The organism is Amycolatopsis sp. cmx-4-61 (genome assembly GCF_046548775.1).
GTDB lineage: Bacteria > Actinomycetota > Actinomycetes > Mycobacteriales > Pseudonocardiaceae > Amycolatopsis.
Genome location: NZ_JAEBEI010000006.1, coordinates 1 through 12,217, shown reverse-complemented (window position 1 = coordinate 12,217; position 12,217 = coordinate 1). Strand labels below are relative to the sequence as shown.

13 protein-coding genes and 1 pseudogene are annotated in these 12,217 nt (G+C 73.3%); 11 read left to right on the top strand and 3 right to left on the bottom strand.

The features are described 5' to 3' along the window. Positions 1-118: 118 nt before the first annotated feature. Positions 119-487 carry a hypothetical protein gene (locus ACLJOU_RS18985; protein WP_410568975.1) on the bottom strand — a complete coding sequence of 123 codons (369 nt, stop codon included), beginning with the start codon at positions 485-487 and terminating at the stop codon, positions 119-121. 79 nt (positions 488-566) lie between these two features. On the opposite strand from ACLJOU_RS18985, the gene ACLJOU_RS18980 reads away from it, so the two are divergent. After that, positions 567-1,646 carry a potassium channel family protein gene (locus ACLJOU_RS18980; RefSeq protein ID WP_410568974.1) on the top strand — a complete coding sequence of 360 codons (1,080 nt, stop codon included), beginning with the start codon at positions 567-569 and terminating at the stop codon, positions 1,644-1,646. Positions 1,647-1,727: 81 nt separating this feature from the next. Beyond that, entirely contained in the window at positions 1,728-2,153 is a 426-nt protein-coding gene (locus ACLJOU_RS18975) for a hypothetical protein (protein WP_410569318.1), read from the top strand. On the opposite strand, the gene ACLJOU_RS18970 is transcribed toward ACLJOU_RS18975, so the two are convergent. After that, the gene (locus tag ACLJOU_RS18970) at positions 2,146-3,165 is read right to left on the bottom strand and encodes a neutral zinc metallopeptidase (RefSeq protein WP_410569317.1); all 1,020 of its coding nucleotides are present in this window, start codon (positions 3,163-3,165) and stop codon (positions 2,146-2,148) included. The genes ACLJOU_RS18975 and ACLJOU_RS18970 overlap by 8 nt on opposite strands. 253 nt (positions 3,166-3,418) lie before the next feature. On the opposite strand from ACLJOU_RS18970, the gene ACLJOU_RS18965 reads away from it, so the two are divergent. Genes ACLJOU_RS18965 through ACLJOU_RS18945 form a run of 5 tightly spaced genes read left to right on the top strand, consistent with a single transcriptional unit; the run spans position 3,419 to position 8,693 of the window. After that, positions 3,419-4,597 (top strand): hypothetical protein, encoded by a 1,179-nt coding sequence (locus ACLJOU_RS18965; protein ID WP_410568973.1) that lies wholly within the window; start codon positions 3,419-3,421, stop codon positions 4,595-4,597. After that, positions 4,591-5,301, top strand: coding sequence for a DUF4129 domain-containing protein (locus ACLJOU_RS18960; RefSeq protein WP_410568972.1), 711 nt, complete (start codon positions 4,591-4,593; stop codon positions 5,299-5,301). Before ACLJOU_RS18965 ends, ACLJOU_RS18960 begins: the two co-directional genes overlap by 7 nt. Further along, positions 5,298-6,437 carry a DUF4350 domain-containing protein gene (locus ACLJOU_RS18955; RefSeq protein ID WP_410568971.1) on the top strand — a complete coding sequence of 380 codons (1,140 nt, stop codon included), beginning with the start codon at positions 5,298-5,300 and terminating at the stop codon, positions 6,435-6,437. Before ACLJOU_RS18960 ends, ACLJOU_RS18955 begins: the two co-directional genes overlap by 4 nt. Further along, entirely contained in the window at positions 6,434-7,399 is a 966-nt protein-coding gene (locus ACLJOU_RS18950) for an AAA family ATPase (RefSeq protein ID WP_410568970.1), read from the top strand. Before ACLJOU_RS18955 ends, ACLJOU_RS18950 begins: the two co-directional genes overlap by 4 nt. 1 nt (position 7,400) lies before the next feature. Beyond that, positions 7,401-8,693, top strand: coding sequence for a DUF58 domain-containing protein (locus tag ACLJOU_RS18945; protein WP_410568969.1), 1,293 nt, complete (start codon positions 7,401-7,403; stop codon positions 8,691-8,693). Between the two features lie 3 nt (positions 8,694-8,696). Here ACLJOU_RS18945 and ACLJOU_RS18940 read toward each other — a convergent pair whose 3' ends face one another. After that, a complete protein-coding gene (locus ACLJOU_RS18940) occupies positions 8,697-9,716 on the bottom strand; it encodes an RDD family protein (RefSeq protein ID WP_410568968.1) in 1,020 nt (339 codons plus the stop codon). A gap of 34 nt (positions 9,717-9,750) precedes the next feature. Here ACLJOU_RS18940 and ACLJOU_RS18935 point away from each other — a divergent pair, with 34 nt between their 5' ends. From ACLJOU_RS18935 to ACLJOU_RS18920, 4 genes and pseudogenes are all read left to right on the top strand, one after another. Further along, positions 9,751-10,758: a stage II sporulation protein M gene (locus ACLJOU_RS18935; RefSeq protein ID WP_410568967.1), complete on the top strand. Its 1,008-nt coding sequence runs from the start codon at positions 9,751-9,753 to the stop codon at positions 10,756-10,758. A 128-nt stretch (positions 10,759-10,886) separates the two neighbouring features. Next, positions 10,887-11,177 carry a transposase gene (locus ACLJOU_RS18930; RefSeq protein ID WP_410568966.1) on the top strand — a complete coding sequence of 97 codons (291 nt, stop codon included), beginning with the start codon at positions 10,887-10,889 and terminating at the stop codon, positions 11,175-11,177. Continuing rightward, a pseudogene (locus tag ACLJOU_RS18925) lies at positions 11,174-11,770 on the top strand (IS3 family transposase); the annotation flags it as partial. The gene ACLJOU_RS18930 and the pseudogene ACLJOU_RS18925, both read left to right, overlap by 4 nt. Positions 11,771-11,910: 140 nt before the next feature. Beyond that, on the top strand, positions 11,911-12,217 hold a 307-nt coding region (locus tag ACLJOU_RS18920), incomplete at its 3' end, for a helix-turn-helix domain-containing protein (RefSeq protein ID WP_410569316.1).

Below are 12,217 nucleotides of genomic sequence, written 5' to 3'. Positions count from 1 at the left end.
GTCGACACGCGTGATTGAAGGGACGACACGGCGGAACTCGGGGCTCAGCGTCGTGTCGACCCTTCAATCACGTGAGTTGGCGCTCCAATCACGCGAGTTGACCGTCTGATCACGTGAGTTACGCGTTGTCGCGGACCTTCAACGCCCACGCGATCAGCGGCCACTGCAGCGGCAGCCGCGCCCAGGCGATCGCGCGGCGGGGGGCCGGGGCCGAAGCGGCGTCCAGCGCCATCTTCACGTTCCCCGGGAACACCCCCAGGAACAACAGCGCCGCCGCCAGGCCACCGAGACGGCGGGTGCGCGGGGCGGCCACCGCGGCCGCGACCGCCAGCTCCGCCACTCCCGATCCGTACGTCCAGGCGCGCCGCGAGCCCGGCAGCGAACGCGGGATGAGGCCGTCGAACGGCTTCGGGACCGCGAAGTGCAGGACGCCCATGAAGCCCAGCACGCCGGCCAGCGCGTGCGCGGGTCGTTGCGAGGTTGCCATGAACTCATCGTTCCATGCGGCGGCGCGGTGTCCGGTTCGGCTATCCTCCGGGCGTGAGTGACGCTCGACACGAGCCAGCATGAAAGCCCTCAAACGGCTGCCGCTGGGCAGTCTCACCGATCGGCCCGACCACGAGCTCGTCGGCGTCCTGCGGATGCCGGAGCTCACGGTCAGCCCGCTCCGCTCGATCGTCAAGCGGATCATCGGGGCGCTGCTCGCGCTGCTGGCCACGGTCGTCCTCGTCTACCTCGACCGGGACGGCTACCGGGACGCGAACGGCGACGGCCTGTCCCTGCTCGACAGCCTGTACTACGCCACCGTCTCGCTGTCGACGACCGGGTACGGCGACATCGCGCCGGCCACGTCGTCCGCCCGGCTGGTGAACGTCCTGGTGATCACCCCGCTGCGGGTGCTCTTCCTCATCGTCCTGGTCGGGACCACCCTCGAGGTGCTCACCGAGCGCTCCCGCCAGGCGTTCAAGATCCAGAAGTGGAGGACGAAGGTGCGCGACCACGTGGTCGTCGTCGGGTTCGGCACCAAGGGCCGGTCCGCCGTCAACGCGCTGCTCGGCGACGAGAACGTCGCCCCGGGCCAGATCGTCGTCGTCGACACCGACCAGCAGGCCCTCGACGCGGCGAGCGCGCTCGGCCTCGTCGCCGTGCACGGCTCGGCCACCCGGTCCGACGTCCTGCGGGTCGCCGCCGTGCAGCACGCGCGGGCGGTCGTGGTCGCCCCGAACCGGGACGACACGGCCGTGCTCGTCACCCTCACCGCCCGCGAGCTGGCGCCCAAGGCGCACATCGTCGCGTCGGTGCGGGAGGCGGAGAACGTCCACCTGCTCAAGCAGTCGGGGGCGAACCAGGTCGTCGTCTCCAGCGAGACGGCCGGGCGGCTGCTCGGCATGGCGACGTCGACGCCGCTGGTCGTGGACATCATGGAGGACCTGCTGACGCCGGAATCGGGGCTGGCGATCGCCGAGCGGGCGGTCGAGCCGTCGGAGGAGGGCGGGTCGCCGCGGCACCTGGCCGACCTCGTCCTCGGCCTGGTCCGCGACGGCGTTCTGTACCGCGTGGACGCCCCGCAGGCCGACGCCATCGAACCGGGCGACAAGCTGCTTTACGTCCGGAAGGTCACCCAGGCGGAGAAGATCGAGCGGTAACCGGGGCGCCTGGGTTTCGGCCGCGGAATCTGGAACCATGGCCGGGTGCCCCCGCGATCCCTCGCCCTCACGTGGCCCACGGTGGCGATCCCCGCCGCGGCGGGCGTGCTCGTCGTGCTGCTCGCCTGGCTGGCCGGGCCCGGGCTGCTGGGCATCGACAACGGCGTCCTCGGCGCGCCGGTGCAGGCGGAGGTCACCAACCCGGCGCCGTGCGGACAGGCGGACGCGAAGGAAACCGTGAAGTTCACCGTCGCCGGCAAGGCCCACGAAGGCACGCTCGACGGCTGCGGGCACGGCCGGGGCGAACGCGTCGAGGTCGCCGTGCCCGAGGCGGTACCGGACCAGGGCGCGGTCGCCGTCACCCTGGCGGACACGTCGATGGGCGCCTCCGACGGCCGCCGCCCGCTCGGCATGGCGCTGCTGGTGTTCGCCTGCTTCTCGGGCGGGATGTTCGTCTACCGCTGGCTGAGCATCCCGCTGCGCCCCAGACCCGGAACGGCTAGCTGACCTCGGACGACGGCGCCGCGAAGGTGTTGCAGTCGGCGATCCGGTTGCTCGTCGCGCCCGCCCGCCACCACGACGCGTAGTGCGCGTTCGTTCCGTGGTCGTGACTGCGGGAGGTGTTGTCGCCGCGGGTCTCCTGGTCGTTCCAGGCCTTGTTGTACATGTCGCGGGTGACCGTGCCGCCCTGGTCGACGTGCGCGCCGAGGAACATCCCGGAGAAGCACTGGGCCTGCAGTTCCTTGCGCCGCGACATCTCCAGCCCGGCGGGGCTGTTCTGGCCGGCCTCGTAGATCTTCTGCCAGGCCGCGTCCATCAGCCCGGCGACCTCCTGGACGTGGTGGCCGTACTCGTGGGCGAACAGGGCCAGGTAGACGCCGGGGTTGTTGCCGTACTGGTCGGTCTGCAACCCGCGGAACGGGACGTACAGGTTGTTTTCGCAGTAGTACGCGGCCGTCGCGATGCCGACCTGGATCGTGCCGCACTCGGTTTCGAAGCTCGCGCCGGTCGGGAAGTGCAGCGCCGGCGGCGTGAACGGCAGGTGGTAGGCCTCGAGGAACGGGCCCCACGCCGCGTCGAGGCACTTGCTGGCGGCGGTGAAGAACGCCTCCGCGCCGTCCTGCGTGCTCTGCCACGGCGGGAGGGTGCAGACGCGGTTCTGCAGGCCGGCGTTCGGGTCCTGCAGGATCGGGTGGTCGGCCAGCTTGAGGACCTTCTGCGGGCCGGTCGGGCTGGGCGTCGACAGCTCGGTCGACGGGGTCGACGCCGACGCCGGCGCACCCGCGCCGCCGGGCGGCAGCTGCGAGGGGACGTCCTCGGACGTCGGGACGTCACGGAGGTTCGGGGTCGCCAGTGGCGTGCTGTCGCGGTTCAGGGCCACGATCGCGACCAGCCCGAGCACCAGCACGGCGACCGCGCCGAGGCACACGCCGATCACCGCCGCCGGCGAGCGGCGCCTCGGTGCGGAGACGGTGTGCGGGTGGCCGAGCCACGGGAGATCCGGTTGCGCACCCGGCACCGGCGGCGGCTGGACGGTTCCGCGGGGCGGCGGTACCTGGCCGGGGGGCGGTTGCGTCACTGGGCAGTCCCGAAGGGTCTCGGTACGGACCGGGGGTACCCGATCCCGCCATTCAGCATATCGGGGGAACGGGCCGTCCCGCACCCATCCGTGCGCGTGCGGTCACGGCGCACCGACGTCACCCCAGGTCTGGCCGGGTGCAACCGGCTCTGAGAACATGTCGGCAAGCAGGTACTGCAGGCGAGGGGCTTCGATGACAGACACCGGCGGCGATGGCGCCGACACGCCGACTCCGAGCCAGGGCGTGCCCCGGGCTCCCGCCCCCGGATCGGGTGAACCGAACCGGCCCGAAGATCACGCGGCGTCACCGGCCACGCCGCCGCGGGGCTGGCAGGCGCCGGACACCCCGGCCCCGCCGCCGGGCTGGCAGCACGGGCCCGGCCACCGGCCGGACGCGCTGCCGCCGTTCACCGCGCAACAGCCCCAGTACCAGCCCCAGTACCAGCCGCACCAGCAGCCGCGCTGGAACCCGCACGGGCTCGGCAAGCCCGGCGTGATCGCGCTGCGGCCGCTCAACATCGGCGACATCCTCGACGGCGCGATCACCGCGATCCGCCGGCACCCGCTGCTCATCCTGGGCATCGGCGCGGTGGCCGCGGTGCTCACCGCCGCGATCGGCTTCGCCGTCTCGAAGTTCGCGTTCGGCGAGCTGCAGGGCCTCGCCAAGACGGTCCAGCTCGGCCCCGCCGCGACCGACGAGGAACTGCGCAACGCCGTCTTCGGCACCTTCGGCGACTTCTTCCTCGTGCTGATCTCTTCGACGCTGGTCTCGACCTTGCTGCTGACCGTGACCACCGGCCTGATGGCGGCGGTGATGGGCCGGGCGGCGCTGGGCCGCGAAGTCACCTTCGGCATCGCCTGGAGCGAGGTGCAGCCGCGGCTGCTGCCGCTGCTCGGCGTGGCTTTCGTCTACGCGCTGCTCAGCACCATCGGCGTCATGCTCTGCATCATCCCGGGCGTGCTCGCCTGGGTGTTCTGGGCGCTGGCCGCCCCGGCGCTCGTGCTCGAGCGCGGCACGTTCCGCGAGGCGTTCGCGCGGTCGGTCAAGCTGGTCGGCGGCGCCTTCTGGCGGGTGCTGGGCGTGCTGCTGCTGGCCCGGATCATCGAAGGGTTCTTCGAGAACATCATTTCGCTGCCGTTCTCCGTCGGCTCCGGCGCGTTCAGCCAGATGTTCAACCCGGGCAAGGTGGTCGTGCCGAGCACCGGTGACCTGCTGCTGCAGTCGGCCGGGCAGATCATCGCCGGCACCATCGCCATCCCGTTCGTCGCGCTGGTCACCGTGATCGTCTACCTCGACCAGCGGATGCGCCGCGAAGGCATGGACATCGAGCTGGCCCGCGCCGCCGGGGTGCAGCCGCCGCAGGCATGGTGACGTTCCGGTGTCTGCTGGGGCCAAGCCCCAGACCTGAGCCGGGGGGCAAGCTCCCCTGGATCCCCCGACAGCGCTGGGGCACCGACGTCCCGGTCGACATCGACCGGGACTCGGCCCGCCGCGCGGCCGCCGACGAGCTGGCCGACCCGAAGTACCGGGACGCGCGGCCGGGTTTCCTGCAGCAGATCGGGCAGTGGCTGGGGGAACACCTGGAAAAGCTGCTGAACAGCGTTTCGTCGGACGTCCCCGGCGGGATCTTCGGCGTACTGCTCGTCGTCGCGCTGCTGATCGTGCTCGTCGTGGTGATCCGGCTGCGCACGGGCAAGGTCGCCCGCGCGGCGAAGGCCGATCGGCTCGTCTTCGGCGGGCAGCGCCGCAGCGCGGCCGACCACCGCCGGTCGGCCGCGGAAGCCGCCGCCGGGGGCCGGTTCGACGACGCCGTGCGCGAGCAGTTCCGGGCCGTCGTACGGGCGCTGGAGGAACGCGCGCTGCTCGACACCCGCTCCGGCCGGACCGCGGACGAAGCCGCCGCCGAGGCGGGGCTGCTGCTGCCGGACGTCGCCGAGGAGCTGCGACGGGGCGCGCGGCTCTTCGACGACGTCCACTACGGCGGCCGCGAAGGCACCGAAGCGGCGTACCGCGCGCTGACCGAACTCGACGAACGCTGCCGCCGTGCGCGACCGGTCGCCGTGGCGGCCCCGTGACCACGTCGGTTTCCCCGGACCTGCGCCGGATCTGGCGCGGAGCCCGCGTCCCGCTCGCGCTCCTCGCGCTGATCTTCGTCGCCGCTGCCCTGCTCCTGCTCGGCCGCGGCGAGCAGGCTCACGGCGCCCTCGAACCCGGCTCCTACGAGCCCGCCGGCGCGCACGCCCTGGTGAAACTGCTGAAGGACCAAGGGGTCGACGTCCGGACCGCGCGCACGGCCGCCGAAGCGGACAGCGAGGTCGGCGAAGAGACGACGTTGCTCGTCACCGCCCCGGACCTCGCCCCGGCGAAGCAGTTCGACGCGCTGCGGGAGCGTGCGGCCGACGTCGTCCTGGTGACGCCGGGGGAGCGGACGCTGCACGATTCCCTGCCGCTCGTGCAGCAGGCCGGCCTCAGCGGCGTCGGGACATTGCCGCCACAGTGCACGGTCGCCGCGGCGGTCGCGGCGGGCGAGGCCACGCTCGGCGGGATCGGCTACGCCTCCCCGGGCGCGCGCTCGTGCTACCCCGGCGAAGACGGTGGCGGCACGCTGCTGCAGCTCGCCGGCGGGCGCGGCACGACGACGCTGCTCGGCTCCCCGGCGCCGCTGACGAACGCGCGGCTCGCCGACGAGGGCAACGCGGCGCTGGCGCTGCGCCTGCTGGGCGCGCACCCGAAGCTCGTCTGGTACCTGCCGTCGGAGACCGACCCGGCGCTGGACGGCTCCCGCCGGTCGATCTTCGCCCTCATCCCGGACGGCTGGTACTACGGGGCCGCGCAGGCGTTCGTCGCCGTGGCGCTGCTGGCGTTGTGGCGGGCCCGCCGGCTCGGCCCGGTGGTCACCGAGCCGCTGCCGATCGTCGTCCGCGCGGCCGAAACGGCCGAGGGCCGCGCCCGGCTGTACCGGCGGGCGAAGGCCGCCGGGCACGCGGGTGAGACGCTGCGCGAAGCGGCCCGCGGCCGGCTGCGGACCGCGCTGGGCCTGCCGCGCGACGCGGACGCGCAGGCGCTGGTGGCCTCGGTGAGCACGCGGACCGGCCGCCCGGCGAACGACGTCGGCGCGGTCCTCTACGGGCCGCCGGTGCCGGACGATCCCGCGCTGGTCCGGCTGGCCGGCGAACTGGACAGGGTGGAACGAGAGGCAGGGCGAACTTGACCAGCGAGAACGCGACCGGGGCCCGTGACGCGCTGATCGCGCTGCGCGCCGAGGTCGGCAAGGCCGTCGTCGGCAACGAAGCCGCGGTCACCGGGCTGATCCTGGCGCTGCTCTGCCGGGGGCACGTGCTGCTCGAAGGCGTCCCGGGTGTGGCGAAGACGCTGCTGGTGCGTGCGTTGGCCGCGGCGCTGGACCTGGAGACCACGCGCGTGCAGTTCACGCCGGACCTGATGCCCGGCGACGTCACCGGGTCGATCGTCTACGACGCGCACAGCGGCGAGTTCTCCTTCCGCGAGGGGCCGGTGTTCACGAACCTGCTGCTCGCCGACGAGATCAACCGGACGCCGCCGAAGACGCAGTCGTCGCTGCTGGAGGCGATGGAGGAGCGGCAGGTCTCGATCGACGGCAAGTCGCGGCCGCTGCCGGACCCCTTCATCGTGATCGCCACCCAGAACCCGGTGGAGTACGAGGGCACCTACCCGCTGCCGGAAGCGCAGCTGGACCGGTTCCTGCTCAAGCTGACCATGCCGTCGCCCTCGCGCGAGGACGAGATCGGCATCCTCTGGCGGCACGCGCAGGGCTTCGACCCGCGCAACCTCGCCGCGGCGGGGTTGAAGGCCGTCGCCGGCGCCCCGGAACTCGCCGCGGCCCGCGAGGCCGTGGCGCGCGTGACCGTCGGGCCGGAGGTGATCGGGTACGTCGTCGACCTGTGCCGGGCGACGCGGTCCCTGCCCTCGGTGCGGATCGGTGTTTCCCCGCGTGGTGCCACGGCGTTGCTCGCGGTGACCCGGGCCTGGGCCTGGCTCGCCGGGCGCGACTACGCGACCCCCGACGACGTCAAGGCCCTCGCCCGGCCGGCGCTGCGGCACCGCCTCGACGTCCGGCCGGAGGCCGAGCTCGAGGGCGTCACCGCGGACGGCGTGCTGGACCGCGTGCTCGCGTCCGTGCCCGTGCCGCGCTGACATGGCCGTCACCGGAAGGCTCGGGCTGCTGGCGCTGTTCGGCGCACTGGTGGTCGGGCTGCTCCTGCCGTCGGTCACCGGGCTGCTGGCCGTCGGCGCGGTGCTGCTGGTGCTCGCCGCCGTCGACGTCGTGCTGGCGGGCAGCGTGCGGGGGCTGCGGTTCTCGCGATCCGGCGACACTTCGGTCCGGCTCGGCGAGCCGTGCGAGGTGACGCTGGTGGTCGCCAATCCCGGCGGCCGGACCGTGCGCGGGCAGCTGCGCGACGCGTGGCCGCCTTCGGCGGGCGCTCTCGACCGGCACGCGGTGCGCGTCCCGCCGGGGGAGCGGCGTGCGTTCGTGACCCCGCTGCGGCCGTCGCGGCGGGGCGACCGGACGGCGGTGCGCGTGACGGTCCGCTCGGTGGGGCCCTTGGGGCTGGCCGCCCGGCAGGGGTCGCACGCCGTGCCGTGGACGGTCCGGGTGCTGCCGCCGTTCCACAGCCGCAAGCACCTGCCGTCGCGGCTGGCGCGGCTGCAGCAGCTCGACGGCCGCAACGCGGTGCTGATCCGGGGCCAGGGCACGGAATTCGACTCGCTGCGCGAGTACGTCATCGGCGACGACGTCCGGTCCATCGACTGGCGGGCGACCGCGCGGGCCGCCGACGTGATGGTGCGGACCTGGCGGCCCGAGCGCGACCGGCACGTGGTGCTGGTCCTCGACACGGGCCGCGTTTCGGCGGGCCGGGTGGGCGACGCACCCCGCCTCGACGCGGCGATGGACGCGGCACTGTTGCTGGCCGCGCTGGCCACCCGGGCCGGCGACCGCGTCGACCTGCTCGCCTACGACCGGCGGCTGCGGGCGGCGGTGCAGGGCTCGTCGGGGGCGTCGTTGCTGACGTCCCTGGTGAACGCGATGGCGCCGCTCGAGCCGTCGCTGGTCGAGACGGACGCGCGGGGCATGATCGCCCAGGTGCTGCAGCGGACCCGCCGCCGGGCGCTGGTAGTGCTGCTCACCGGACTGGACGCGGCGCCGCTGGAGGAGGGCCTGTTCCCGGTGCTGACCTCGCTGACCGGGCGGCACGAGCTGGTGGTGGCGTCGGTGGCGGACCCCCGGGTGGCGGAGATGCTGTCGGCCCGCGGCGACGCGGAAGCCGTCTACGACGCGGCCTCGGCCGCCCGCACGACGGCCGAGCGCGCGCGGATGACCGAGCGCCTGACGCGGCACGGGGTGAGCGTGGTGGACGCGGTCCCGGAGGAACTGCCCCCGGCCCTGGCGGACCGCTACCTGGCGTTGAAGGCCGCCGGACGCCTGTGAACGTCAGCTCGGCGGGGTGAAGGGGTTCTCCGCGGGCACCGGCGTGCCGGACGGCGGAGTCGGCGGCTCCGGCTGGACGCTCGCGGACGGCCCGGGCCAGGCACCCTGCGGTGCCGGAACGGGCTGACTCGGCTGGACGCTCGCCGACGGCCCCGGCCACGCGGCCTGCGGAACCGGGAAGGGCTGTGCCGGGAGCGCCTGGGCCGGGAGGGTCTGGGCCGGGAAGGGCTGGGCCGGCCGATTCGCCCTGGCCGCGTAGGCCTGGAACGCCCGCGCGTGGTCGCGGTTGCGCCGTTCCGCCAGCACCGCCGCCAGGAACGCCCACGGGGGGACACCCGGCGGCACCGGCGTGCCCAGCGCGTTCCCCACCTGCTGCGCGAGTCCCCAGCCCAGCGCGTGCGACGCCTCCGGCCGCAGCTCGCGGTACCGGCTCAGGAACTGGCGGCTCGCCAGCGCGAGGTCGTCCGGCAGCCGCGTCAGGTCGAGCTGGGCCGCCCAGCCCTCGAGGCCCGGCGGCATCGCGACCGCCGCGAACGCCGCTCCGTCCGGGACCCGCTCGCGGATCACCAGCGTCCCGGCCAGGAAGTCGCCGACGCGGCGGCCGTTCGACGAGCACAGCGACACGATCACCGCGACCGCGCCGAACAGCCCGAGCGCCCAGAAGTCCACGACGAACCCGGCGAGCCCGCGCACCAGCGCGTGCCGGAACCGGATCGGGCCGCCGTCGACGCGGACCACCCGCAGCCCCACCGCCATCTTGCCCAGCGAGCGGCCGCGCGAGAGCGTCTCGGACAGGACGGGGTAGCCGACCACGACCAGCACGACGAACACGAGCAGCAGCGCCACGAACAGCGACTGGTCGTCGAACGGCACCGCGAACGTGAGCACCGTGAACGCTCCGAGCAGCAGCGCGAACTGCACCAGCAGGTCCAGCGCCATCGCCAGCGCGCGGCTGGCGAGCTTGGCCACGCGCAGGTCCAGGACGACCGCTTCGCCGGTGACCAGCTCCGATTCCTCGTGCACGAGGTCCAGCGTATCGACGGATAGGGTGGTCGGCGTGGATGTGGACGTCTTCGTCGCTGCGCACGCGGCGGAGTGGAACCGGCTCGGCGAGCTGACCCGGCGCGGCGGCAAGCTGACCGGGCCGGAAGCCGACGAGCTGGTGACGCTCTACCAGCGGACCGCGACGCACCTGTCGATCGTCCGGTCGGTCGCGCCGGACCCGGCGCTGCTCGGCCGGCTGTCCGATCTGGTCGCCCGCGGCCGGTCGGCGGTCTCCGGGTCGCACAACCCGGCCTGGCGCGAGGTCGCCCTGTTCTTCACGCGCCGGTTCCCCGCCGCGGTCTACCTGGCGCGGCGGTGGTGGATCCCGGCCGCGCTGGTGTCGATCGCGGTGATGGTGGTGATCGCCGTCTGGGTCGCGCGCGACCCGGTGGTGCGCGCGTCGGTCGGGACACCGGACGAGCTGCGCCGGCTGACCGAGCCGGGCGGCGAGGCGGAGAGCTACTACTCGACCGGGCCGGCGGCGTCGTTCGCGGCGCACGTCTGGACGAACAACGCGTGGGTGACGGCGACCTGCCTGTTCCTCGGGATCGCGCTGGGCCTGCCGGTGCTCGCCGCGCTCTGGCTGAACTCGCTCAACGCCGGGTTGATCATCGGCGCGATGAGCGCGGCCGGCCGCGGCGACGTGATGATCGGTCTCCTGCTGCCCCACGGCCTCCTGGAGCTGACGGCGGTGTTCGTCGCGGCGGGCACCGGCCTGAAGCTCGGCTGGACGGTGATCGACCCGGGCCGCCGCTCCCGCACGGCGGCGCTCGCCGAGCAGGGCCGGTCGGTGGTGGTGATGGCGCTCGGGCTGACGTGCGTGCTGTTCGTGTCCGGAGTCATCGAGGCGTTCGTGACGCCGTCGGGCTGGCCGACGTGGGTGCGCGTGGGCATCGGCGTCGCGGTGGAAATCGCGTTCCTGGTCTACGTGTTCACGCTCGGCCGCCGGGCGGCGAAGGACGGCGAGGTCGGCGACCTCGCCGCCCGCGACACCGGGGATTCGCTGCCCGAGTCCGGCTGAGCGTGCGGGAAGAGCCGGCACGCGTGATCAGGGAGCCGGCACGCGTGATCAGAGGGTCGACACGTGGAGTTGCCCCGTGGGGCCGGACACCTTGATTCCAGACGGTGGTCTGGAGGGAGGATGTCCTGGTGTCTCGCAGGTCGAAGTACCCGGAGCAGTTCCGGCAAGATGCGATCGAGCTGGTCAACTCGAGTGACCGGCCGTTGCGGCAGATCGCCCGGGAGCTAGGGGTCAATCACGAGACCCTGCGCTCCTGGGTCAACGTCGCCAAGCAGGCCGCCGAAGCCGGGCCGCCGGCAGAAGACCCTGCCGTGACCGACGAAGTGCAGCGGTTGCGGAAACAGGTCGCTGAGCTGCAGAAGGAGAAGGAGATCCTGCGGAAAGCGGCCGCCTATTTTGCGCGCGAGATGGATCGATGATCTACCGCTACCGGTTCATCTCCGAACACCGCACCGAGTTCGGTGTGCAGCGGTTGTGCCAGGTCCTGGGCTTGCGCCGGCAGGGCTTCCACGAGTGGGTCGCCGCCGAAGCAGCCCGGAGGGCCCGAGGTCAGGCCGAGGCTGAGCTGGTCGCGTTGATCGCCTCGATTCATGCCGAGCACCGGGGCGCCTATGGGGTCCCACGGGTGACCGCGGAACTGCACCGCCGCGGCCACAGCGTGAATCACAAGCGGGTCGAGCGGCTGATGCGCGAGCACGGGCTGGCCGGGATCACCCGCCGCAAACGCCGGGCGTTGACCCGCCCTGCGACCGGCCCGGTCACCCCGGTCGGTGATCTGATCCGCCGCGACTTCACCGCATCGGCACCGGGCCTGCGCATGGTCGGGGACATCACCTGCCTGCCCACCTTTGACGGCTGGCTCTACCTGGCCACCGTCATCGACCTGCACACCCGCGAAGTCGTCGGCCACGCCATGGCCGACCACATGCGCACCGACCTGGTCTGCCAGGCCATCGACCTCGCGACCGCCCGCGGCCTCATCCAGCCCGACGCGGTGTTCCATTCCGACCGCGGTGTCCAGGGCGGATTCAACTGGTCGTCGCAACACCTCGATCATGGAGGTGTGGGATGGGGCACGGTAGGAAGCAGTTGCCGGAGGCGCCGGTGGGTGCGCGGCGGCAGTGGGCGGCGGATCGGGCGTTGCGGCCGCCGATGCGTTCACCGGGCCGGCCGGAGCCGTCTCGGGCGGTGCAGCGGGACTTTTGGCGGGAGATCGCGTCGGGAGCAACGACGGCTGAGGCGGCGGAGGCTGTGGGGGTGTCGTGGCCGGTCGGGGTCCGCTGGTTCCGTCACGCTGGAGGCATGCCGCCGATCAGTCTGGACGAGCCCGCAGGCCGGTACCTGTCGTTCGCCGAGCGTGAGGAGATCGCGCTGCTGCGCGCACAGGACATCGGCGTGCGCGAGATCGCCCGCCGCATCAGCCGCGACCCGGGAACGATCTCACGCGAACTGCGCCGCA

Excerpts from the sequence above, each read along its gene's own strand:
- ACLJOU_RS18945 (WP_410568969.1), top strand. The coding sequence starts at position 7,401 with ATGGCCGTCACCGGAAGGCTCGGGCTGCTGGCGCTGTTCGGCGCACTG.
- ACLJOU_RS18960 (WP_410568972.1), top strand. The coding sequence starts at position 4,591 with ATGGTGACGTTCCGGTGTCTGCTGGGGCCAAGCCCCAGACCTGAGCCG.
- ACLJOU_RS18985 (WP_410568975.1), bottom strand. The coding sequence starts at position 487 with ATGGCAACCTCGCAACGACCCGCGCACGCGCTGGCCGGCGTGCTGGGC.
- ACLJOU_RS18980 (WP_410568974.1), top strand. The coding sequence starts at position 567 with ATGAAAGCCCTCAAACGGCTGCCGCTGGGCAGTCTCACCGATCGGCCC.
- ACLJOU_RS18965 (WP_410568973.1), top strand. The coding sequence starts at position 3,419 with ATGACAGACACCGGCGGCGATGGCGCCGACACGCCGACTCCGAGCCAG.